Annotated in this window: 25 protein-coding genes and 1 other RNA gene; 13 read left to right on the top strand and 13 right to left on the bottom strand. The window is 24.4% G+C overall.

Features of this window, described 5'->3' with window-relative positions; all coding sequences use genetic code 11:
• Positions 1-36: 36 nt before the first annotated feature.
• The 8 genes from phnE to ACZ5EC_RS03460 form a co-directional block, all read right to left on the bottom strand.
• Positions 37-1,557: a phosphonate ABC transporter, permease protein PhnE gene (gene phnE / locus ACZ5EC_RS03495; RefSeq protein WP_464303580.1), complete on the bottom strand. Its 1,521-nt coding sequence runs from the start codon at positions 1,555-1,557 to the stop codon at positions 37-39.
• On the bottom strand, positions 1,547-2,341 hold the full coding sequence (gene phnC, locus ACZ5EC_RS03490) for a phosphonate ABC transporter ATP-binding protein (RefSeq protein WP_464303579.1): 795 nt from the start codon (positions 2,339-2,341) through the stop codon (positions 1,547-1,549). Before phnC ends, phnE begins: the two co-directional genes overlap by 11 nt.
• Positions 2,342-2,501: 160 nt before the next feature.
• Entirely contained in the window at positions 2,502-3,410 is a 909-nt protein-coding gene (locus ACZ5EC_RS03485; RefSeq protein WP_464303578.1) for a phosphate/phosphite/phosphonate ABC transporter substrate-binding protein, read from the bottom strand.
• Between the two features lie 306 nt (positions 3,411-3,716).
• Positions 3,717-4,292 (bottom strand): rubrerythrin, encoded by a 576-nt coding sequence (gene rbr, locus ACZ5EC_RS03480; protein ID WP_464303577.1) that lies wholly within the window; start codon positions 4,290-4,292, stop codon positions 3,717-3,719.
• A gap of 3 nt (positions 4,293-4,295) precedes the next feature.
• Positions 4,296-4,484, bottom strand: a complete 189-nt coding sequence (locus ACZ5EC_RS03475) for a hypothetical protein (RefSeq protein ID WP_464303576.1) — start codon at positions 4,482-4,484, stop codon at positions 4,296-4,298.
• 51 nt (positions 4,485-4,535) lie between these two features.
• Entirely contained in the window at positions 4,536-4,913 is a 378-nt protein-coding gene (locus tag ACZ5EC_RS03470) for a desulfoferrodoxin (protein WP_464303575.1), read from the bottom strand.
• Positions 4,914-5,064: 151 nt separating this feature from the next.
• Positions 5,065-5,205, bottom strand: a complete 141-nt coding sequence (locus ACZ5EC_RS03465; RefSeq protein WP_464303574.1) for a rubredoxin — start codon at positions 5,203-5,205, stop codon at positions 5,065-5,067.
• Between the two features lie 68 nt (positions 5,206-5,273).
• A complete protein-coding gene (locus tag ACZ5EC_RS03460) occupies positions 5,274-5,720 on the bottom strand; it encodes a Fur family transcriptional regulator (RefSeq protein ID WP_464303573.1) in 447 nt (148 codons plus the stop codon).
• Between the two features lie 258 nt (positions 5,721-5,978).
• Here ACZ5EC_RS03460 and ACZ5EC_RS03455 point away from each other — a divergent pair, with 258 nt between their 5' ends.
• The 7 genes from ACZ5EC_RS03455 (at position 5,979) to ACZ5EC_RS03425 (ending at position 10,067) form a co-directional block, all read left to right on the top strand.
• Positions 5,979-6,791, top strand: a complete 813-nt coding sequence (locus ACZ5EC_RS03455) for a ZIP family metal transporter (protein ID WP_464303572.1) — start codon at positions 5,979-5,981, stop codon at positions 6,789-6,791.
• A 266-nt stretch (positions 6,792-7,057) separates the two neighbouring features.
• Positions 7,058-7,984 (top strand): signal recognition particle-docking protein FtsY, encoded by a 927-nt coding sequence (gene ftsY, locus ACZ5EC_RS03450; RefSeq protein ID WP_464303571.1) that lies wholly within the window; start codon positions 7,058-7,060, stop codon positions 7,982-7,984.
• Between the two features lie 368 nt (positions 7,985-8,352).
• Positions 8,353-8,562: a hypothetical protein gene (locus ACZ5EC_RS03445; protein WP_464303570.1), complete on the top strand. Its 210-nt coding sequence runs from the start codon at positions 8,353-8,355 to the stop codon at positions 8,560-8,562.
• A 3-nt stretch (positions 8,563-8,565) separates the two neighbouring features.
• On the top strand, positions 8,566-9,192 hold the full coding sequence (locus ACZ5EC_RS03440) for a C40 family peptidase (RefSeq protein WP_464303569.1): 627 nt from the start codon (positions 8,566-8,568) through the stop codon (positions 9,190-9,192).
• 12 nt (positions 9,193-9,204) lie between these two features.
• The gene (locus ACZ5EC_RS03435) at positions 9,205-9,375 is read left to right on the top strand and encodes a hypothetical protein (protein ID WP_464303568.1); all 171 of its coding nucleotides are present in this window, start codon (positions 9,205-9,207) and stop codon (positions 9,373-9,375) included.
• Entirely contained in the window at positions 9,368-9,622 is a 255-nt protein-coding gene (locus ACZ5EC_RS03430; RefSeq protein WP_464303567.1) for a hypothetical protein, read from the top strand. The genes ACZ5EC_RS03435 and ACZ5EC_RS03430 overlap by 8 nt, the downstream gene beginning before the upstream one ends.
• 91 nt (positions 9,623-9,713) lie before the next feature.
• Positions 9,714-10,067: a hypothetical protein gene (locus ACZ5EC_RS03425; RefSeq protein ID WP_464303566.1), complete on the top strand. Its 354-nt coding sequence runs from the start codon at positions 9,714-9,716 to the stop codon at positions 10,065-10,067.
• An 11-nt stretch (positions 10,068-10,078) separates the two neighbouring features.
• Here ACZ5EC_RS03425 and ACZ5EC_RS03420 read toward each other — a convergent pair whose 3' ends face one another.
• The 5 genes from ACZ5EC_RS03420 to ACZ5EC_RS03400 form a co-directional block, all read right to left on the bottom strand.
• Positions 10,079-11,194: a tyrosine-type recombinase/integrase gene (locus tag ACZ5EC_RS03420; protein ID WP_464303565.1), complete on the bottom strand. Its 1,116-nt coding sequence runs from the start codon at positions 11,192-11,194 to the stop codon at positions 10,079-10,081.
• Between the two features lie 44 nt (positions 11,195-11,238).
• Positions 11,239-11,600, bottom strand: a transfer-messenger RNA (tmRNA) gene (gene ssrA, locus ACZ5EC_RS03415).
• A 242-nt stretch (positions 11,601-11,842) separates the two neighbouring features.
• Positions 11,843-14,272, bottom strand: coding sequence for a leucine--tRNA ligase (gene leuS, locus ACZ5EC_RS03410; RefSeq protein WP_464303564.1), 2,430 nt, complete (start codon positions 14,270-14,272; stop codon positions 11,843-11,845).
• Positions 14,273-14,578: 306 nt separating this feature from the next.
• Entirely contained in the window at positions 14,579-16,285 is a 1,707-nt protein-coding gene (locus tag ACZ5EC_RS03405; protein WP_464303563.1) for a 6-hydroxymethylpterin diphosphokinase MptE-like protein, read from the bottom strand.
• A 298-nt stretch (positions 16,286-16,583) separates the two neighbouring features.
• A complete protein-coding gene (locus ACZ5EC_RS03400; protein ID WP_464303562.1) occupies positions 16,584-17,996 on the bottom strand; it encodes a peptidylprolyl isomerase in 1,413 nt (470 codons plus the stop codon).
• 112 nt (positions 17,997-18,108) lie between these two features.
• Here ACZ5EC_RS03400 and ACZ5EC_RS03395 point away from each other — a divergent pair, with 112 nt between their 5' ends.
• Genes ACZ5EC_RS03395 through rodA form a run of 6 tightly spaced genes read left to right on the top strand, consistent with a single transcriptional unit; the run spans position 18,109 to position 24,627 of the window.
• Positions 18,109-19,068: a tetratricopeptide repeat protein gene (locus tag ACZ5EC_RS03395; protein ID WP_464303561.1), complete on the top strand. Its 960-nt coding sequence runs from the start codon at positions 18,109-18,111 to the stop codon at positions 19,066-19,068.
• A complete protein-coding gene (locus tag ACZ5EC_RS03390) occupies positions 19,065-20,084 on the top strand; it encodes a rod shape-determining protein (RefSeq protein ID WP_464303560.1) in 1,020 nt (339 codons plus the stop codon). Before ACZ5EC_RS03395 ends, ACZ5EC_RS03390 begins: the two co-directional genes overlap by 4 nt.
• Positions 20,085-20,113: 29 nt before the next feature.
• The gene (gene mreC / locus ACZ5EC_RS03385; RefSeq protein ID WP_464303559.1) at positions 20,114-20,965 is read left to right on the top strand and encodes a rod shape-determining protein MreC; all 852 of its coding nucleotides are present in this window, start codon (positions 20,114-20,116) and stop codon (positions 20,963-20,965) included.
• Positions 20,962-21,462 (top strand): rod shape-determining protein MreD, encoded by a 501-nt coding sequence (mreD, locus tag ACZ5EC_RS03380; protein WP_464303558.1) that lies wholly within the window; start codon positions 20,962-20,964, stop codon positions 21,460-21,462. The genes mreC and mreD overlap by 4 nt, the downstream gene beginning before the upstream one ends.
• Positions 21,463-21,474: 12 nt before the next feature.
• Positions 21,475-23,304 carry a penicillin-binding protein 2 gene (gene mrdA, locus ACZ5EC_RS03375; protein ID WP_464303557.1) on the top strand — a complete coding sequence of 610 codons (1,830 nt, stop codon included), beginning with the start codon at positions 21,475-21,477 and terminating at the stop codon, positions 23,302-23,304.
• 3 nt (positions 23,305-23,307) lie between these two features.
• The gene (gene rodA / locus ACZ5EC_RS03370; protein WP_464303556.1) at positions 23,308-24,627 is read left to right on the top strand and encodes a rod shape-determining protein RodA; all 1,320 of its coding nucleotides are present in this window, start codon (positions 23,308-23,310) and stop codon (positions 24,625-24,627) included.
• The last annotated feature ends 164 nt before the right edge of the window (positions 24,628-24,791 follow it).

Below are 24,791 nucleotides of genomic sequence, written 5' to 3'. Positions count from 1 at the left end.
ATTTTTATAAATTAATTCTAAAAATAATTTTTTTTATTAAATAACTCTTCTTCTAATTTCTGCACTTACATAATCTAAAATTGAAACTGTAACAGCAATAAACCATACTGCAATACCAGCAGATTTATAATCTAATAATCTTATGTACTGGATTAAAATAAAACCAATACCACCACCACCTACTAAACCTATTACAGTAGACATCCTTACATTAATATCCCATCTATAAATTGAAAAGGAAACAAAAGGAGAAATCATTTGAGGAATAACACCATAAAAAATGACCTGTAATTTGTTAGCACCAGTTGCTTGAATTGCTTCAATTGGTCCATGATCTATTCCTTCAATTGCTTCAGAATAAAGTTTACCTAATGCTGCAATTGAATGAAATGTTAATGCAATGATGCCAGCAAATGGTCCTAATCCTACCCATACAACTGCAATAATAGCCCAGATTAATGGTTCAATCGATCTAATAATATTTAAAATAGTTCTTGTTAGATAATATATTGCAAGTGTTAATTTAGATCCAGACATTATATTTCTAGCAGCTAAAAAACTAACAGGAATTGCAAAAATTATCCCAAAAAAAGTTGCCATCATACCCATAAAAATAGTCTCTATCATTTTACTTATACTTATTATTAATGGTTCACTTGGAATTGGTGTTCCTTTTCCAGCAATTTGTCTGGCTTCAACAGTATGATATTGTGGTCCCTTCGCACTAGGTGGAATTAATCTATAAGGCATATGAAATTGTATTTGAAAATTACCATCTTTATCAGCCATTACCTGTAAATATTTTCCATTTTCTCTAGGTTGAAATTCATTGCTTAAAGAATCTTTCCACCATATTTTAACTAGCTTATTTGGAATAAAATTTTTACCTTTGAGTGTCACTAATGTACCAGGAATAGTATTTCCATCATCTCCTAATTTGGATAAGTTTCCTTTTCTAGGAGTTATCTCTATATAGGGTTTACCTTTTTCGTACTTTGGCTTTTCAGGAAGTTTCCCCTCATTACCAATTAAAACTTTATCCTGTGCTTTTATTTCTATTAAAGGATGTTTTATTGCAGCTTCCCATGGCCATAAAACTTTTGATAATGGTTTTACAGCATCACCAAATTCACTTACAGCTTTATAAATATTTATTTCACTAATCTGCCAGCCAATAATGAAAAAAAGTATTAATAAAATAGCACCTAAAATTGAAAGACTTTTATTTTTTTCTTTACTTGTTTTATAAGCATCCAATACATTTAAAACCCATAAAATTAAAAGAAATAAAATAGTCAAAATCATAAATGTGGGTTTTCTTTCAATTGCCCTTGACAATTTGGAAAATACACCATGATTATAAGGAGTTAATAAATTAATTCTCCATATAAATAAACCAATTAAAGATGCAGTAGAAAATAAGATAACCAGACCCTTTTTAAATGCTTTTGAAATTAATTGCCCTAATCCAGGTAAAAATAAAGATAATATTGCTGAAATAAAAGGAAAAATTGATAATGTTTTTTTAGAATCACTATTATTATTTTTATTTGTCATGTTTTCTCTCCCCACTAATTCCTGCACTAATTCTAACAGCTTCTTCACCATAAACTTCTTTAAATTCTTTATCAGTCATATTTATAATATCTTGTTTTGTACCCTGATATACAATTTTACCAGCTCTTAATCCAATAACCCTTGTAGCATAACGTTGTACTAAATCAAGATAATGTAGACTACACATAACAGTAATTTTTTCTTCCTGATTAATTTGTTCAAGATAAGATAAGATTGTATGAGCTAAAACAGGGTCTAAACTTGCTACAGGCTCATCAGCTAACATTAATTCTGGTTGTTGTACTAATGCTCGGGCAATACCAACTCTTTGTTGCTGACCACCAGATAATTCTCTAGCTAATTTATGAGCTTGATCTTCAATGCCAATTCTTTTTAAAGCTGAATAAGCCATTTCAATGTCTTCTTTTGGAAATTTATAAAAATATGATTGTATAGGATTAACATATCCTAATCTACCTGCAAGAACATTAGTTAAAACAGAAGACCTTTTTACTAGATTGAAATGTTGGAAAATCATACCAATTTTTCTTCTGAAATGTCTTAATTCAATATTATTTGCTTTTGTTATATCTTTTCCATTCCATAAAATTTGTCCTGAAGTTGGCTCAATTAATCTGTTAATACATCTTAAAAGAGTAGATTTACCTGAACCACTTAACCCAATAATTATTAGAAATTCTCCATCTTCAACAGTAAAACTAACATCTTTTAAAGCTACTGTACCATCTTCATAGACTTTAGTTAGATTTTTAACTTCCAGCATAATGTCTCCAATCTACAATTTAATTTAAAAAATAAATTTATAAAAAAATATAAAATACTAATTATAAGTATTTTTTTACAAAACTAAAAAAATAAGAAGAGGGAATTCTTCTCCCTCTTCTTATATAAAACTAATTAAATAAAAAATCAAATATTAATTACTATTTTAAATAATCTTCTGGATTAACACCAGCTGCCTGTAATAACTGTCTAAAAGGATCATAAAAAGAATCATCATGTCTTTCTAAAGCATCCCATTGATAAGCAGTTTTTAAAGCTTTCTTGCCTTCTTCTGTTTTAGTCATTTCTAATAAAGCTTCAACAATTTTTTCTCTCATATCTTTAGGTACAGATGGATGAAACTGTACACCATCATTTGGAATTGGAGGAGTTAATTTAATAGGAACTACAACGTCCATAACATCAGGGTGTTGTTTTTCAAGTCTGGTTCTTGCATCAACATAGCAAGCTCCTGCATCAACATCACCATTATAAACAGCAGCAACTACTGCATCATGACTTCCAGCGTCTACAACTTTTAAATCAGTATCTGGATTCATACCTTCTGCTCTTAATAAAAGACTTGGCATAATCCAACCACTAGTAGAAATAGGGTCAGGTCTTGCAAAAGATTTACCTTTTAAATCCTTTAAAGTTTTAATACCACTATCTTTTCTTACAATAATCTGACCAGTATAAGTTGGACTACCATATCTAACAGAAACTAATGCAACCTCAGCTACATGTTTAGCTGAAGCAACAATATAAGCAAATGTAGCCAATGAAGCCATATGTGCAGAAGGTGGATCTGATGCTAAAGCTTCAATTACACCAGCATATTCAGTTGCAACAGTAGTTTTAAAATAGTATCCAGTCATTTCATGTAAAATTTTAGCAACTTCTTCAGCACCTGCTGATACTCTTTCAGTTTCACCTGAAGGTACAAAAGCCCAAACTATAGGGTTTTCTTCTGATCCTAAAGGTGCTTTACCCTGTTTACCAGAAGTAAAAATAAAAAGAGAAAGAACAAGGGCAAAAACAATCAAAATTAAAAAAAGTTTTGTTTTCATAGAGACTCCTTTTTTTTAAGTGCTATAAATTAATATAAAAAATTCTTTTAGCTATTTAATTATAATAAAAAAAATTATTTTTTCAATACTTTTATTAATTATTTTTAATATTTATTTATATCTGTTAATATATTTGAATATTTAATTAAAATTATCTTTAGCAGTATAGAAATTTTAAAAATGAAGGATTAATAGATATATTTTAAACTTTTCAAATAATTTTATAACTAACATTTATACCCCTTAGTATAAAAAAGAGAATCCCATGCAGAGATTCTCTTTTTTCTTTTACGGATATAATAATTTTTACCAATTTTCAGATAATTGTTCAAAATATGCTTTTGGGTGAGCACAAGCAGGACATTTTTCAGGAGGTTCATATCCTTCAAATATAAATCCACAATTAGAACATTTCCATAAAATTTTTTCTTTTTTCTTAAAAACAGTACCATCTTCAATATTTTTTGCTAATTTTAAAAATCTTTTTTCATGCTCTTTTTCAGCAACTGCAATTGCTCTAAAAACTGCAGCAATTTCTCCAAATCCTTCCTCTTCTGCTATTTTTGCAAAAGTAGGGTACATTTCAGTTTGTTCATAATGTTCACCAGCTGCAGCTGCTTTAAGATTATCAACAGTATTTCCTATAACTCCAGCTGGAAAAGAAGCTTGAATCTCTACTTCACCACCTTCTAAAAATTTGAATAATCTTTTTGCATGTTCTTTTTCATTTAAAGCAGTTTCAGTAAAAATATTAGCAATTTGTACATAACCATCTTTTTTAGCCTGTTTTGCAAAAAAATCATAACGATTTCTAGCTTGACTTTCACCAGCAAATGCTGTTAATAAATTTTTTTCTGTTTTAGTACCTTTTAAACTTTTCATTTATTACTCCCCCTTATTCAATGAATAGTAACATCTTTTTGGAGAAATAATTTTATTTTTTTTCTTCAAAGATGTAATCATTTTATTAACTATATTTTTATCAATATTTGCAATTTCAGATATTTCTCCACTTTTTAATGGCTTATCAGTATCTTCTAAAATTTTTAAAATTTTTAGTTCTAAATCTTCCATACAACCCCTTTTAAAAATATCTAAAAAAATTAATTTTAAAGATATTAATTTTTATGCTTTCCATAATCCATGAACATTACAGTATTCTCTAACTTCAATAACATCATCTTTTTTTACTTCAAAAAATGCTTCAGGTTTATCATGAAGTTTTAATTCAGCTTTAATAACTTTGTTTTCAGTTAAAACTTCAATAAATTTTATATAGTGTTTTTCCTCCATAGGATGAGGTATTGAACCAACTTTAACCAATATTCCATTATCTTTTTCTTCAATAACTGGAACATGTTTTTCAGTAGTAGAATCAGCAGTTTTTGGTTCTAGTTTTACCATTGGCTGTCCACAACAAACTAATGATGTTGCTCCTTCATGCAATACTTCAATAACATTTCCACAGATTTCACATTTATAAATTTCTCTAATTTCAGTCATTTTTCCCCCCTTAAAGTATTTTTTTTCGAATTTAAACTAAAAGCACACAAAATAATTCCTCCTAATAATTTAAATTTAAAAAAATTTTAATTTTAAATGGAATTAGATTAGCTATTTTTTATATTAAAAAATTAAAACATTAAAAAATCGGCTAATCAGTTTCTTCAAATTCATCCTTACCTGCACCACAAACAGGACATACCCAATCTTCAGGTAAATCTTCAAATTTTACATTATCATTTTCAGCTGGGTCATAAACATAACCGCAAACTGTACAAATCCACTTTTGCATAATTTACTCCTTTGTATTTATTACATATTTGTAATATAAAGATAATTGATAAATGTTTAAAAATCAAATTATTTTTTTATTTTTTCTTCGCAGTCTTTACAAATACCTTCATAAATTAGATTAGTATAAAAAACTTTACCGATTTTCTCACCATATTCAATAATATTCGATGGGTATTCTAAATCAATGATTTTACCACATTTGATGCATTTAAAATGTGCATGTTGTTCAATAGCTGCATCATAACGTAAAACGGCTTCATCATCTGAAAAAATAAATGCAAGTCCATTTTTGTGGAACATTTTTAAAGTGTTATAAATAGTAGTTTTAGAAAGAGTAGGAATTTTTTTTCTAAGATCTTTAAAAATTACATCAATTGTTGGATGTTTTTTCTTTTCATAAAGGTATTTGAGAATTTCAATTCTCTGAACAGTTGGATTAATATTATGTTCAATTAAAATCTCTTTTAAAAATCCAATTGTAATGTTTTTTCTTTTTACATTTTTTGTTTTCATAATTACATTATATACAAAAATTTAAATTTTTCAATTTTTTTTCAATTAATTTTTTTATTAATTTGCAAAAAATTAAATAATAAATTATTAATTAAATATCTATTTTATTTTAACATTGAATCTCTATTTTTTTAATACTACAAAAATTTTATTTTTTAAAACCAAGATTAATTAGATTACTTATAAAAATTAAATCACTTATAAAGAAATTTAACTATAAAAGATATATTTAAAATTTTATCTGTTTAAGGAGGTGTTATGTTCTATTTTTTAAATAATTTTAATTATCTTCAACAAACTATAATTGCATCATTATTTACCTGGGGAGTTACTTCTTTGGGTGCTGCATTTGTTTTGATAAATATAAAACCATCTCAAAAACTACTTGATATTATGCTTGCTTTTGCTGGAGGAGTTATGGTAGCTGCCAGTTTCTGGTCACTACTTGCACCATCCATTGAAATGTCTGAAAATCTTGGAAAATTAAAATTTATACCTCCAATGGTTGGATTTTTGCTAGGAGCTATATTTTTAAGAGTTCTTGATAAAATTATACCCCATCTACATATTGATTTTCCTGAAAATGAAGTTGAAGGGATTAAGACTAAATTAAATAAAACATTATTACTAGTTTTAGCAGTAACTTTGCATAATATACCAGAAGGGTTAGCTGTTGGTGTTGCTTTTGGAAGTGTTGCTGTTGGATTTTCTGGTTCTTCAACTATTGCTGCTGCAACTTTAGCTTTAGGAATTGGAATACAAAATTTTCCAGAAGGGTTTGCTGTTTCTATGCCATTAAGAACACAAGGGCTTTCAAAAGGTAAAAGTTTTTTTCTCGGTCAGCTTTCTGGTTTCGTTGAACCAGTATCTGCTATTATTGGATTTATTGCTGTTTCATTTTTTCATACCATTTTACCTTATGCAATGGCATTTGCTGCTGGTGCAATGGTATTTGTTGTTGTAGAAGAAGCAATACCTGAATCACAAATTCATGGAAATACTGATATTGCAACTATGAGTTTTATATTAGGCTTTATTGTTATGATGGTTTTAGATGTAGCTTTAGGATAAATTACAAATTTTAATAACAATTAACAATAGCAGTTGTTTTATAAATAATATTAAAATATTAAATAAGCAAATTTTTCATAATTTAAATATTTATCTTTTCTGTATCAAAATCTGTATCAAAATTATTTTATTTAATTCCAAAATGTTTTACAATAGAAAAAGTTTTTATTATTATAAATTTATTGATTATTGAAAAAAATTGAAATAAAGTTAAATTATTGTAAAACAGATAAGTTATTTGTTTTCAATTCTACCAGGAGTTTTTAATGTTAAACATTTTTAAAAAGAAAAATAAAAAAGAAAATAATAATTTACATACAACTAAGAGTTTGAAAGGTAAAAAAAATAATTTATTTTCTAAAATAGTTAATATTTTTTCTACTAAAAATGATACAAAAGAAATTGAAAAATTGCTACTTAGTGCTGATATTGATTATTCTACTGTAAAAGATATAGTTGAAAATGTTAATTTTAATAAAGATCAATGGCAACAACAACTTAAAAATTACTTTGAAAGTATTCTACTTACAAAAACTCTGGATTTAAATTCTGAAAAATTAAATATCATCGAAATAATTGGAGTAAATGGCGTAGGGAAAACCACTTTTATTTCAAAGCTTTCAAATTTTTATAAAAAAAGGGGTTACAAAATTTTACTTTCAGCTGCTGATACATTTAGAGCTGCTGCAATTGATCAATTGAATTACTGGGCTGATAAACTTAATATTGATATAATTTCACAAAGTCCTGGTGCTGATCCTGCTGCTGTAGTATTTGATTCCATTGATAAAGCTATTTCAAAAAAATATAATTTATTAATAATTGATACTGCTGGAAGACTGCAAAATAAAGAACAATTAATGAATCAACTTAAAAAGATTGATAAGGTAATTACAAAAAAAATAGATGAAAATAGACTTTCTAATATTGAAATCAATGTTATCCATTTATTAATCCTTGATGCAAATATCGGGAAAAATTCATTAAATCAACTTGAAATTTTTAATAATTTTGTAAAAATTGATGCTTTTGCAATGACAAAACTTGATTCTACTGCAAAAGGTGGGTTAATTTTTTCAATATTTAATAAGTATAAAATACCAATTTTTGCTATTTCATTTGGAGAACAAATAAACAATTATCTTGATTCTTCTGATGATAATTTTAAAGAAAGATTAATTAATTTGATTTAAAAATAGGTATTACAGAAAATATATTCCCACTTAATTATAAGTATTGAAAAATCTTCATTATTTACACTGACTATAATAATTATTATTTACAAGATATTTTTTTAACTTAAAGAATTTTATATATTTTAATTTGGTGGAGGCGGGAGAAAATAGAAATCTATTACAACAAAACAGGTGCTTATACAGGGTTTTATAATAGAACAAAAGGTTGGTATGGTTTTAAATATCATTGGGTTGCTGATTATTTTGATATTCACGGTAAACTACATTATAATGGCTATTTTAATAAATTTGTCAAACAAACACTTGGAAGTAATTATGGTATTTCTATTCTTACTGATGCTGAGTGGAATACAGAAGCAATTGTAATGATTTCTTCTAATAAATCAATTGGCCCTAATGATACTTTTAGAGAAAATATTTATGTTCCAAAAGACAATACTTATTGGAAATACTATTGGTTAAGTGGAAGTAATTCATCTTTATATATAAAAGTTTATGTACATAATGGTAGTATTATGTTAGAAAATACTTATACTTCTACAATTGAATTTTTAATACACCTGGTTTATAAATAGATTATGAAAAAAATAAAGATAATTATTATATTTATTCTCATAATATTTATGTTAACATATTCATGTGATTTAAATAATTATATTATTTCAGAAATATCTGAAAATTTATTAAATTCCATTATTGTAGAAGCAGAAAAATATATTTATATTAATTATTATTATAATGGAATTAAATATACAGGTATGCCTTATCTATGGGGAGGAGAAACCAGTATATATGAAATCACTGATTTAATTAATTCTGGAAAAATTCCTGGTAAGGATTTTGGTGTTGATTGTTCAGGTTTAATAAATGTTGTATATAGGAAAGTCTTAAATGATAATGGATATAGTTTATTATATAATGATGCAGCCAGTTATGAAATAATAAAATATTGTAATATAAAAAATATAAATGAAATACTTCCAGGAGATTTAATTTTTTTTGCAGAAAATAATAAAATATTTCATATTGCTATATTTCACCACATAGAAGAAAATAAAATATATTTTATTGATTCATATAGTATAGATGGTAAAGTAGAATTACGATATTATGATTTGTTATCTAAAAGTTTTAATGATAGATTATTTAATAAAAATTGGAATAATATTTTTTATAATTTTGGAAGAATGAAAATAAAACACTAAAAGGTGGTAAATATGAATATAAAAAAGAAAAAAAATGAAATTGAAAAAATTATCAACAATAAAATTAATATTTACAATCAACTTGAACATCAAAAGCAAATATTAAAAGAAGAAATATTAAAATTACAGGGAAAGCTGGAATTACTAATAGAAATGGAAAAAAAGGATTCAAAAAATGAATAGAAATGTTGATTATGATAAAATCCAGAAATATAAATTCAACTCCATAAAATGGAAAATATTCCTTCTTATGTATATTTTATCAATTATTATAATACCTGGTATTTTTGTTGTAGGAATAATAACTGGATATTCAATAAATTATTCTGAAATTATTAAAATAATTATGGGTGGCCTTTTTGGATTATCTGCTATCGTAGTGGGAGCAAAAACTTTTCAGAATACAAAAGCTATAAAAAATAATTATTAATGACATCATAAATTAACTTATTTTATATTTATTTTTAATATCAAATATAAAAATAATATTGATATGCTGGAAAATATGAGGAAAAATTAATATGAAACAGGAAACAAAAAATCATGAATGGACAATTATAATTGATTCTATGAAAAGTATAAGAAAAGATATATCTGATTTTAAAAATGAGATTAAAGAGGAAATATTAAAATTAGAAACTAAAATTGACCTTCTTTCAAAACAATATAATCAAAATACAATAAAAATTGCAGAATTAAGAACTGGTTATAATGAAAGAATAAAAGGATGCAATGAAAGATTTAAAAATATTGATGATAAAATAATTGCTATGAATGATAAAAATAAAGATTTCTGGGCAAGGTTAACCGGAGTTATTGCAATTATTTTATCAGTATTTAATATTATTTTCATTATTGTAAAATTAATAAAATAATTAACATATCATTAATTATCAAAATATTTATTTGCAATTTTTCTGTCATCAATAAAATCAAGGTCCATTAAATGTGAATATATATTTAATGTTGTTTGAATATCTGCATGGCCCATTATATATTGTACCTTTTTTATATTTAATCCCATATCAATAAGCATACTTGCAAAACCATGTCGTAGGTCATAAACTCTGAAATATAAATTAATATTTTTACAAATTCTATTTTTAAGTTCTCTTAAATATGTATATGATGTTTTTTCAAAAGGATAGGGCTCCTTATTAATTTCAAGATATTCTTTTATGATCGGAATTAAAAAATCAAAAAGAATTGGAACTTTCCTTATACCATCTTTTGTTTTTGTAAAAGGTTTGATTTTTTTATCATCATATGTTTTTGATGCAACAACAAGAATATATTTTTTATCCAGATAGATATAATTTCTATTTAAACCTCTAACTTCTGAAATCCTCAATCCTGTGAAGAGTAGGATATAAAAAAATGCTTTAAATTTAACTGGAAGTTTGTCAAATTCATTCATTAGATCTTTTATAATTGTTTTATTAAATAATACAAAATTTATTTTTCTATTGTTTTTTAAATAAAATTTACCAGGAGTAACAATATTACCTTTAACAATATTTTCATCTATAAGATATTTATAAAAGTTATTTATAACAGAAACCTGATTATTAATATATTTTGGTTTTTTCCCTTTTCTTATAAGAAATTTTCTATACTGATATAAATCATCAGTAGCGATATATTCCAGATTTTTCTGTTTAAAATATTGTAAAAATTGCTTTAAAATAGATTTTTCTTTTACAAGAGAAGAGGGTTGTATAAGATATTTTCTGTATTCTAAATATTGTTCAACTATTTTTTCAGGATCATCTATTCTTTTATAACTTACAAAAGCATCTATTTTATTTTGACTATCATCGATTCTGGAAATTATAATATTAAGGTTTTTTAGAGCTTCAGTTTTATTTGTTGTTTTTAAAGAATAAAAAGAAATCCTTCCATCTGTGAAAATAATTTTGGTATAATAATATTTTTTTGACTTTCTTTTAACGATATAAGCTTTTTTTATAATAGAGCTGGTAGACCTTTTGGTAGACCTCATTGGATAATGTTTTTCTACATCCCCTGTCTTTCCAGGCTTAGATGAATTGGAGGCGGGGGGAGTTGAACCCCCGTCCAGACATACCCTGCAATAACTTCTACATGCTTAGCTATTTGATTAATCTCATTGCAAAAAGGTACAAATAGCAAAACCTTTTTGCAACCAACCCACTATTAATGTTATAAAGGTGTGGGTAAAACCTTTATAACATACTTCCTGTAAGTGACGGTCTTTTATTCCCCCAGGAAGCAAAAGGAATAAAGACCGGGCTACTTTTTATTATTAAGCAGCCATTGCTAATTCAGCATTGTCAACTAAATTTTGTTGAAACAGTTTTATGACTTGTTTCAGGTCAGCATGCCATTATTGCTCGGGTCTATGCCTGTCGAACCCAAAATTCGCCCCCTTTTAAGTAAAGAGGGTAAAAATTAAATATTATTACAATATAAATAATATTTAGTTGTTTTTTTAAATATTATTTATCATAAATCTTTATAATAATAAATTAAAAAAATATAATTAAACATTAGTTAAGTTTAATTATTTAGAATTCCACTTCTAATATAATAAAATAACTAAAAATAATCAATAATAAGCTAAACAAAAATTAAATTAAATAATAATAAAAATTAATTACTAAATAATTAGTTAAACAATAATATTTAACAATCTATCTTTAACAAATATTTTTTTTCTTATTTGCTTACCCTCAATATATTTAATAATGTTAGGGATTTTAGAAGCTTTTTCAAACACAATTTCTTCAGTTGAACCTTTAGGTAAATCAATTGTAGCTCGTTTTTTACCATTAATGTTAATAACAAAAGTAATAACTTTGTCTTCTATTTTTTTATTATCATACTCAGGCCAATCATGATTAATAATAGGGCTTTCATATCCAAGTTTTTCCCATAATTCTTCAGATATGTGAGGTGCAAAAGGGGATAACAATTTTAAAAAGTTCTTAGCAACTATTTCAGGTATATTATCATATTTTTCAATTTCATTTAAAAATATCATTAATTGAGCAATTGCAGTGTTAAATGCAGAAACTGATTCGATATCTTCAGATACCTTTTTAATAGATTTATGCATTAATTTATCAAGGTCTTCATCAATTTTAGAAGAATCTACAATAGGTTTTTGTGTAAATGTTTTATAAACTCTTTCTAAAAATTTTCTTACACCTTTAATTGAATTTGTATTCCAGGGTTTAGATTTTTCAAGTGGTCCCATAAACATTTCATATAATCTAAAAGTATCAGCTCCATATTCATTTACAATAACATCAGGATTTATAACATTACCTCTTGATTTTGACATCTTTTGACCATCTTCACCAAGAATAATTCCTTGATTTCTAAGTTTTAAAAAAGGTTCTTTTGTGGTCACATATCCAATATCATAAAGAAATTTATGCCAGAATCTAGCATAAAGCAGATGTAATACTGCATGTTCTTTTCCACCCACATAAAGTTTAACAGGCATCCAGTATTTCTGTTTTTCAATACTTGAAAACTCTTTATCATTATGTGGATCAAGATATCTCAAATAATACCAACAACTTCCTGCCCATTGTGGCATGGTGTTAGTTTCTCTTTTTGCAGGGCCACCACATTTAGGACATGTTGTATTAACCCATTCAGTAATTTTTGCTAAAGGAGATTCTCCAGTTTCTGAAGGCTCATATGATGTAACTTCTGGAAGTTTTAATGGTAATTGATCTTCAGGAACTGGAACATAACCACATTTTTCACAATGAACTATTGGTATTGGTTCACCCCAATATCTTTGTCTTGAAAAAATCCAATCCCTTAATTTATATGCAACACCTTTTTTACCTGCTCCAATTTTTTCAAGATATTTAGTAATTTCCTCTTTAAATTTTTTTGTTGGTAATCCATCAAATTCAGATGAATTAATTGCATAACCATCTTCAGTATAAGCCTCTTTTAAGTTTTCAATAATTTTTCCAGGTTCAGGAGCAACAACTTGAATAATATCTAAATTAAATTTTTTAGCAAATTCAAAATCTCTTTCATCATGAGCAGGAACGGCCATTATAGCACCAGTTCCATAAGAAATTAGAATATAATCAGAAATCCAGATAGGTATTTCTTTTCCATTAACTGGATTTATTGCATATGCCCCAGTAAATGCACCTGTTTTTTCTTTATTTAAAGAAGTCCTTTCTAAATCAGATTTTCTTGCTGCATAATTTTTATATTTTTCAATTTCTTCTTTTTTATCAGGTGTTGTAATTTTATCAACAAGTGGGTGTTCAGGTGCTAAAACCATATAGGTAGCACCAAATAATGTATCAGGTCTTGTTGTATAAACTTCAATAATATCACTAAAACCTTTAACTTTAAATTTAACATATGCACCTTCTGATTTTCCAATCCAGTTGCGTTGCATAATCTTAATATCTTCAGGCCAATCAAGATCATCAAGATCTTCCAATAGCTTTTCAGCATAGGCAGTAATTTTTAATACCCATTGAGGTAAATTTTTTCTTATAACTGGAGTACCACATCTTTCACACTTTCCATCAACAACTTCTTCATTTGCAAGACCAGTTTTACATGATGGACAAAAATTTATAGGAGCTTCTTTTTTATATGCTAAACCTTTTTCAAACAACTTTAAAAAGATCCATTGTGTCCATTTGTAATACATTGGATCTGTTGTATTTACTTCTCTAGACCAATCATAACCTAAACCAAGAGATCTAATTTGATTTTTAAAAGTATTTATATTTTTATTTGTAGTTTCAGCAGGGTGTGTTTTTGTCTTTATTGCATAATTTTCAGCTGGAAGACCAAAAGCATCCCAACCCATAGGATGCAGAACATTATAACCTTTCATTTTGTAATATCGTGAAATTATATCAGTTGCAGTATAACCTTCAGGATGTCCTACATGTAATCCTTGACCTGAAGGATAAGGAAACATATCTAAAACATATAATCTCTTATTTTCTGGAAAAGATTTATCTTCCTTTACTTCAAAAACTTTGTGTTCTTCCCAATATTTTTGCCATTTTTTTTCAATTTTTTTGTGATCATAAGTATCCATAACTCTATCCTTTGAACATTATTTTATTGATAACACTATATTTTTTCTAATTAAATAGTTCTATATAATTTATCATTTTTTTTTGATTTTATATAATTTTAAAATTAAAAATATTTTTTAATGATATTTTTTTGCTAATATTGTTTATATATTTTTTAAATAATATCTTTTTTTATTTTTCTAATATTGTTTATATATTTATTCATTAATTAATTAAATATTTTTATATAGGAAAATATATTATTTTAATACATCATTTAGAAAGAAAGTTAATGTATTGAAAATAAAAGTCAATATTGAATTATACTAATGATTTTTTAAAATTTTAAAAATTTGTTTTTTAAATTTAAATTTTTCAAAATTATAATATAGATCAATAGAATTTTCTAATAGTTCTAAAGTGTTTTTATAATTAATGTTTTCTTTTAAAACAAATCTTGTTTCAAACATTCTTAAAAAATTATGTATATATTTTTTCTTGTTTTTACCAATATTTTTTTCAACATCATTTTCATTGATATTATATTTTTCTTTTTTATAATAATCTTCAAGAATAGTATTATAATCTTTTTCAGAAATTATTTTTATATTTTTAAATTCACTAAACTTTTCTTGAAAAATATTATCTAATTTATTAAAAGTTAAACTTGATTTTTTATTTTTATTAATATGTTTTTTTAATTTGCTTAAAGAAAATTTAATTTGAAAGTTTAAAAATGAATTTAAAAAATTTTGATTTTTAAAAAAATAATAATAATCAAGTGAATGTTTGCAATGATATATATATTTAGTAAACCCTCTATCAAAACCAAAAACTAATATTTCATTAAAAAAGTAATTTGCAAAACTTAAAGCTGCCAAAGTAATATTTCCAAAAGTTGGTATTTTTGCTAAATTAGATGAATTAATAATTTGGTGAGCTAAAATTGAAGGAGCTGACCATTCATTTTTTATATTCATTAAAACTGAAGAAAAGAATAAAAGTGTATTTTTTTCTTTTATTTTTTCAATTATTTTATAATTAGCAGATATATCAATTAAAAAAAATTCATTTTCTGGTTTTAGAAAAAGAAAATCATAATAATTAAGAATTTGAGAATCAAGAATTATTGTAATATCAGGGATTATATTGTTATATTTCAAAATTCTATATGCTGTATCAACAGCTATAATATAAAATCCTATTTTTTGTAACTTTTTTATCTTTACAAAATCTAAAGATGATAGAGAGAAACCTGCTGAGATTATTATAGCTTTTTTATTTAAAGTTCTTTTTATTTTTTCAATTTCTTGATTGGTTTTTGGTAGTAGTAATGTTTTATTTATATGTTTTAAATTCTTCAAAATGGATTTTATTTGAAAAAACAAAAGGTATACATATGTTAATGCATCTGAAATTATAAAAGTTATTTTATTAACAATGAAATTAAAAAGAATTTTAATTTCATTTTCAAAATATTTTTCATAAATATTATTATATATATATAAAGGTTTTAAATAAAAATATTTTATATTGTTTATAATAAAAAGATCTACTTTATTTTCTTTAATTCCATTATACAAAAATAGTAAATTTAATTTTTCATTTTTTGAAGTTACATAAATAGGTAAATTATTGTCTAAAAAAGATAGATCTTTTAAACCTAAATATATTATAAATAAGTTTAAATTTTCAATAATTATTATTATTGGTATATTATTTTTTAGTTTTTTTATGGCTATTTCCAATAAATAAAAATTATAAACAAATTTTATTATAACTGCTTTATTTAAATTTAAATTATTTTGATTTGAAATATTTTCTAATACTCTGTTTGATAAAATAATTTTATTATTAAAAACAATTTCTAAATTATCATTTATTTTAAAATTTAATTTTTTTAATAATGTTGAAAAATATTTTTCCAAAGGAATGTTTTTAACTTTGCTATTTATTATATTATATAATTCATTATCTATTTTATTTATCACTTCTAAATTTTTAAAAAAAAGATCTATATTAATTTTTTTCATATATATCTTTATTTCGGATTAAATTTTAAATCTATTTATATCTTTCAAATTGTAATTAAAAAAAGAAGTTTTCTAAAACTTAAAAATAGTCTTTTTCATAATTCAATTATAAAAAATAAATTATAAACAAAAAGAGGTTGTCCCCTAGTTTTAAGACAACCCCCTATATTTATTAGTTTAATAATAAATATATTGTATTTTAATAAATTTAATAATTTATTTTTTGACAAAGTAATTTATACTAATATAATTTAATCTTTTATGATAATTAAGTTTTAATAATGCAAATAATTTTATCCTATTGATTTTTTAAATAATATTTAATTTTTGAATTATTTCTTAGATATTTATTAAAATCTCCTTGAAAAACACTTTGCATAAGATCTCTATATTCTTTATTTTCTTGATCTATATTATTTTTGAATTTTTCCATATCTGGATTTGTCTTTTCAGTTAATTTGTAAACTATAAAACCATCAGCTATTTTAAAAGGTTTTGAAATATCACCAGGGTTCATTTTTATTATATTGTTAAAAAATTCATCTACATTATATAATTCAGTTAAATATTTTTTATTAACTTCATCAAAAACATATCCTCTGTAATTAAATTCTCTGGTTTTAATAACATTTAAATTTAATTCTTGAGCAGCTTTATCAAAATCACCTAATGCTTTTAATTTATCATAAAAAACATATGCTTCATTTTTTTTAGTTTCAAGAAGTTTAGCATTATTAACCATTACATATTTTTCTTTAACTTTATCTCTAATTTCAGATAATTCAGGATAATATGGTGGTTTTATACATTTAATTATATGATAACCAAATTGTGTTTTAATTGGTTTAGATATTTCGCCAGATTTTTTTAATTTAAATGCAGCTTCTGTAAATTCTTTTACCATTTTATTTTTATCAAATTTACCTAAATATCCACCAACTTTTTTAGAAGCCTCATCAACAGAATATTTTCCAACAAATTCTATAAAAAGTTCAGGGTTTTTTTGGAGTTGTTTATAAATTGTATTTGCAAGTCCTTCATCTTTAACCAGAATATGTGCTGCTTCCATTTCCTGATATTCATCTTTATGTTTATCATAAAATTCTTGCAAATCTTTATCACTTACATCTTTGATGGAAAAATAGACCAGTTCAACTTTATAAAAAGTATTTTGAATTTTATAGTTTTTTAAAACTTCATAATCAGTAAAGTAGTTAGCTGCAAACTCAACATCAGAATTCATTATATTTGTAATTAATTGATCTTCAAATAAATTATAATAATACAATTTTCTATCTTCAGGTAATTTTGTATATATAAAATTACCAGTCTCATCATAAAACATTTGAGAATCTTTCATTGCTTCATACACTTTAAAAGGGGAGACAATAATGCCCTGTTTTTTAGCATTTTGAATTAATATTTCTTCATTAATAACTTCATTCAAAGCCATATTAAAAATCTGTTTTTGCATTTCAGCTGTCATATTAGGAAATCTCTTTTTATACTGATCTAAATAATAACTATAAATTCTTACAAGCTTAGAGTCTCTGGTATAAAAAATTTCGTTTCCATTAACTGAAGCAACAGCATTAGAGGAAGATGCTCTATTTTGATAATAGATAAAAAAACTACCACCACCAAATGCTACAATAATAATTACAATTAAAATATAGGTTAATAATTTTTTAGCACTTAATTTTTCACTCATGTAAAATCCCTAGTTTGTTTTTCGTTTTACATATCATAAATTGAGACAATGTCAATATAATAAAACTAATATCTATTGACATTTTTTGTTAAATCAACATATTTAAATCGTTATGCCATTATACTATGGATATGGAAAAGAAAAAAAAATTTCTCAAAAGAATAGATTTGTTTTTACAATATTTATTCTTATTTCTATATTAACAATTTTTTCAATTATTGTATTTAAAACTAATATTAAATATATTTTTTTTTCAAAATTAACACTAAATAAAATTGAAAAAAATATTGAATCAGGAAATTATGATAAATCGTTAAAATTAATTGATAATTTTTCAAAAAAAACATTTAATCCAATACTATTTTATTATAAAGGGATTATTCTTTATAATAAAAAAAATCTTTTTGATGCAAATATAGAATTTAAAAGAACATTAATTTTTAAAAATTATTATAAAATTCCTGATGATGTTTATTATTACATTGGTAAATGTAATTATTACCTTGGTCCAAGTTATTATGCTTATTCACTAGAATATTTTAAAAAATATTTAAATGTTATAAATAAAAAGAAAAAAAATATTTCAGAAATTGATAACATTAAAGCTAATATTTATTTCATTGTTGGAAAAATTTATATTTATTTTGAAGAATATAAAAATTCAGATTATTATCTAACTTTAATTTTTAACAAATATAAAAATAATCTTGAATATTTATATTATTATAGTATAAGTCTCAAAAATAATGGAAAAATTGAACCATCATTAGTATATCTTAAAAAAGTAGTAAAAGAATCTAAAAATCTTAATCTTATTAAACAAGCATATTTTTTATTAGGTAAGATTTATTTTGAAAAAAAACAATATGATAATGCTTTATCATATTTTAATAGATTACTAGAAATAAAACCTGATTCATATTGGGCATATTATTATCAGGGATATATTTATTATTTAAAAAAAGACTATATAAAAGCTAGAAATGCATTAAGTACATCATTACATTTTAATGAAAATAATCAATTAGCTTTAAAATTATTGAAAAAAATATCATCAGGAGATAGCAAATGAAATTATTTGATTATTTTTCCAGTGATTTAGGTATAGATCTGGGAACAGTAAACACTTTAGTATATGTGAAAGGGAGAGGAATTGTTGTTAATGAGCCAACTGTTGTTGCAGTTGAGACTGGTACAAATAGAATAGTTGCAACAGGAGCAGAAGCAAAATCTATGATAGGTAGAACTCCCGATGCAATAAGAGCAATAAGACCTATGAGAGATGGTGTTATAGCTGATTTTGAAATTGTAAATAGATTAATTAAGGATTTTATAAAAAAAGCTATTGGTAAAAAATTATTTGTTAAACCAAGAATTGTAGTAGGTGTACCTTCATGTATTACAGAAGTAGAAAAAAGAGCAGTTAAAGAAGCTGCTGAACAAGCTGGAGCAAGAGAAATATTGTTAATTGAAGAATCAATGGCTGCTGCAATTGGAGCAAATATCCCTATAGAAGAACCTGCAGGAAACATGATCGTTGATATTGGTGGTGGAACAACAGAAATTTCTGTAATATCTTTAGGTGGAATGGTTGTTACACAGGCAATTAGAATTGCAGGTGATGAATTTGATCAAGCAATTATAAATTATCTAAGAAAAAAACATTCATTGATAATTGGAGAAAATACTGCAGAATTAATAAAAATTAATATTGGAACAGCATATCCTGAAAAAGAAGTGAAATCAATGGAAATAAAGGGTAGAGATGCTATCAGAGGGTTACCAAGAACTTTGAGTATTACTTCAGACGAGATTAGAGATGCTATGAAAGAACCCTTAAATGCAATTGTTGAAGAAATTAAGAAAACATTAGACAAAACTCCACCAGAATTAGCTGGTGATATTGTAGACAGAGGGATTGTTATGACAGGAGGTGGTTCATTACTAAAAGGGCTTACAAAGCTAGTTTCAGAAGAAACTCAAGTTCCAGCTTTTCTGGCTGATAATCCTTTAACTTCAGTTGTAATTGGTACTGCTAAATATTTAGAGCTTTTAGATAGAAAAAACAGTATATATAAAAATATTTAATAAAAAACATATTTATAAAAAGTTTAAAAATGAATCCATTAGTTATAAAAAACAAAGATAATATTATATTTATTATTTTTTTAATTATTTCTCTATTATTTATGATTTTTACAACAACAACTTATGATATAACTCCAGGAAGTGTTCTGGGTATGTTTATATACCCGTTTGTAGCTTTTTATGATTTCATTTCTCATAAAACAATTGATTTTTTTACTTCAATCTCAGAATTAAATAAACTTCAACAGGAAAATAAAAAACTAAAAGAAGAAATTAAAAATTTAAAAGAATTAAGATATGATTACTCCAATCTAAAAAAAGAAAATCAAATATTGAGAAATCTTTTAAATTTTCAAAAAAAGATAATATATAAAACTGAAATCGCAAAAATTATAGGTAAAGATCCTCTTAATTTATATTCAGTTATTGTTATAAATAAAGGTAGAAGGAATGGTATTAGAAAAGATATGCCAGTATTTTCTATAAACGATGGTGAAAAAATAATTATTGGAAAAGTAATTGAAGTAAGTCTTTCTTATTCAAAAGTTATGACTATATTTGATCCTAGATTATATATTGGTGCTAAAGAAGAAAATAGTAATTATACTGGAATTGTTAGAGGAAATACCCCTAATTCTAGTGATTTAATATGTCTTTATTTTAAAAATAATATCAATATTTCATATAATGATGTTTTCAAAACATCTGGAATGGATGGAATTTTCCCTGAAGATTTGATTATTGGATATGTAAAATCTGTTAAAAAAAATAACTTTTCCCTTTATCAATCTATTATATTAAAACCTGCTATTGACCTTGCTATGGTTGATTATGTTTATGTTGTAAAAAAAGAAAATGAATTATGGAATTTGCTTAAATGAAAAAATATATTTGGTATTTTTTATTTGGTTCACTTTTTTTATACTTACAGATTTCTACCATTGTAAATAAATTGTTTAGTATAAATGGTGTATTACCAGATTTTAGTTTAATCTTTGTAATTCTTGTTGCTTACAATACAGACTCTTTTGAAGCTGAAATTGTTGGATTTATATTAGGTTTTCTTATCGACATTTTTAGTTCAACATTGTTTGGACTATCAGCTTTCATTTACGTTATTATAGGTTATAGTGTTGGAAAATTTAAGAAAACCTTTAATGTAGAATCTATTTTATTTATGTTAGCTGTTGTATTTATTGGAACATTACTCAAAATATTCTTTCTTTATTTTTTTGGATATGTTTTTAAAGAAATATTTATTATATATAAAAACTTTTTAATTAATGTATTTATAGTTCTTATGTATAATTTATTGGTTACACCATTTATATTTTATTTAATAAATTTCATTGTATTCAGAAAAAAGAAAAATATTTAGAAACTAAACCTTATGAATGAAGAAATAAGAAAAAAAATTTATATAACTGGATTATTATTTATAATAATTATTGTTATATTTATAATTAAACTTTTTACATTACAAATAGTTTCAAATTATAAGTATATATTAAGATCTATAAGCAACATTGAAAACAAAGTAGAAATAAAACCATTAAGAGGTGAAATTTTAGATCGAAATGGAATAAAACTTGTTGAAAACAAACCTGTTTTTAATATTTATTTTGTTAAACAAAAAGATACTTCCAGAAGATTGCAAGAGGAAATTTTCTTATTATCAAAAATTTTAGACATTTCATATAAAAAATTTTATAAAAAAATCCAGAATATTGGAATGTATAACGAAGTTTTGTTAAAATCAAACATAGAATTTGATACACTTTCATATATTCTTTCTAATTATGATAAGTTTCCTGATATAAGGTGGAAAGAGTCTTATATTAGACATTATACCTATAATGAAGCATTTTTTCACTTAATTGGATATGTTGGTGAAATTAATAGAAAAGAATTAACTTTACTCCATTTGAAAAATTATGAAGTAGGTGATATTATTGGTAAAATGGGGATAGAGAAAAAATATGATTCTATTTTAAGGGGAATTAAAGGGGAAAAAATATTAAAAAATAATGCAAAAGGTCAATTAATAAATGAAATTATATTAAAAAATCCTATTCCTGGAAAAACTTTAAAATTAACAATAGACCGCTATTTACAATATGCTGCTTATCAATTAATTAAAGATTTTAGAGGTAGTGTAGTAATTCAAAATATAAAAACTGGTGAAATTTTAGCTTTAGTATCATCACCTTCAGTTGACCCAAATCTATTTTCTGAAGGTCTATCTAAAGAATTATTTTTAAAATTGCTAAATAATCCAAGTAATCCATTTTTATTTAGACCTATTTCAGCTGAATATCCTGCATCATCCATATTTAAATTATTAATGACTATTGCTGGATTAAAAGAGGGTGTTATTAATTTAAAAGAAAAAATATTATGTAAAGGGCAACTTGAATTAGGTGATAGAGTATTCAAATGTACAGAGAGACATGGGTATGAAAATTTGTTAGATGCAATTAGAGATTCTTGTAATGTATATTTTTATAATGTAGGCCTTAGACTTGGAATACGAAATATAGACAAATATGCTAAAGAGCTAGGTTTTGGATCTAAAACTGGAATTGATATTCCAAATGAAAATAGTGGTTTTGTACCAACACCAGAATGGAAAATAAATAAACTTCATGAACCATGGTATGATGGTGATACATTAAATGTTTCTATAGGTCAGGGATACTTACTTGTGACTGTATTACAAATTAATGAATTAACTTCCTTAATTGCAAATAGAGGTCATAATTTTATTCCACATGTTATTAAGGAAATCATCGATTCAAATACAAAAAAAACTATATCTTTTGTAAAACCTGAACTTAAAACAAATGTTTTTTTTGAACCAGATATATGGGATACATTAATTAAAGGAATGATTGCAGTAGTAAATGAGGGAACTGCAAAAATAGGGGGTGTTACAACTGCTGTAAAAATTGCAGGAAAAACTGGAACTGCTGAAAATTTTGGGGAGGATCATTCATGGTTCACTGCTTTTGGTCCAGTTGATAATCCTGAAATTGCAATTACTGTTATGATTGAAAATGGGGGATATGGTGCTTCAGTTGCTGCACCAATAGTTGCAACCTTATTTGAAATTATTTATGGAAATAAATCTTTAGAAAAAGCTAAAAGAGATTTAGAAAAAGCAAGATATAAAAAATATATTCAATTATTAAAAGAAGGGAAAATAGGACATCATCATTAGATTATGAAAAAAGAAAATAAAATATCAATTAAATATTTTGACCCTATATTAATTTTAACAATGTTATCTCTTATTTTTATAGGAATCTTATTCATTTATTCAGGAACAAGAAATATCCAATCATTACATAATAAATATATTAACCAGTTGTTTTTTACCCTATTTGGTCTATTAACTTCATTTGTATTCATTTTTTTTAATTATAAAAAAATAGGAGATATTTCATTTGTTCTATATATCTTGTTAAATATTTTGTTATTATTTACTATTGTATTTGGAAAAAGAATTCATGGTGCCAAAAGCTGGATAAAGTTTGGATCCATTGGCTTTCAACCTTCAGAACTTGGAAAACTTATTTTCATAATCTTTCTTGCAAAGTTTATATCTTTATATGAAAAAGACAAAAAATATTTATCATCTTTTAAATTTTTTATAACTACTGGATTTTTAGCATTAATTCCAGCTATTTTTATAGTTGTACAACCAGATTTTGGAACTATGTTTATTTATTTTTTGATTTTTATATTTTTAGCTTTTTACAGCAATATGAATACTGAATTTTTGCTTTCAATTTTAATAATCATAATTATTGGTGCTACTATTCCAACATTAAGAGCATATTATAATACAATTGATATTTATATAAAAATTAAAAATATTATTTATTCTAATATTTACTTTTATTTTTTATCCATGATCTTTTTTATTAGTTCAATTATTTTCCTTATTATTTTCTTAAAATTTCAATCAAAAACAATGAAAATATTAACTTTTGTTTTTGCAAGTTTAGGAATTAGTTTTCTATTAGGAATTTTTTTAGATAGCTATTTTGCAGATTACCAAAAACAACGATTATTGGTTTTTATTAATCCAAATTTTGATAAATTAGGAGCAGGCTATAACATAATTCAATCCAAAATTGCTATAGGTTCTGGAGGACTTTTTGGAAAAGGATTATTTAAGGGAACACAATCACAGTTTGGTTTTTTACCTGAAAGAACAACAGATTTTATTTTCTCTTTGATTTGTGAAGAAACTGGATTTCTTGGTTCTTTTATATTATTATCAATTTACAGTTTAATGTTAGGTAGATTATTGTGGATTGCATTTAAAGTTAAAGATCTTTTTGGAAAATTAGTTACATTAGGTGTTTTTTCTTACTTTTTTTCTCAATCAACTTTAAATATAGGAATGACAATAGGCCTTATGCCAATAACAGGAGTACCACTTCCCTTTGTTTCTGCTGGAGGGTCTTCATTATTAACATCAATTTATTCAATAATGTTGGTAAATAGTGTTTATATGTATAGATATTCTGCATAAAATATCAACTCATAAAATTTATTTCTATTAGGAATACAAAGTTTGCTCACCTTTTTTATAATTTACATATTTCTAATATATGGTTTTATTTAAAAGCTATCTCTAGACTTACATACATATAGTTAAAATAGTTAAAAAAATAAAAACCATTTATAATTAATTTA

This window comes from Exilispira thermophila, assembly GCF_055389015.1.
Note: the sequence above shows the minus strand (reverse complement) of the source record. Positions and strands in the feature narration are given on the sequence as shown.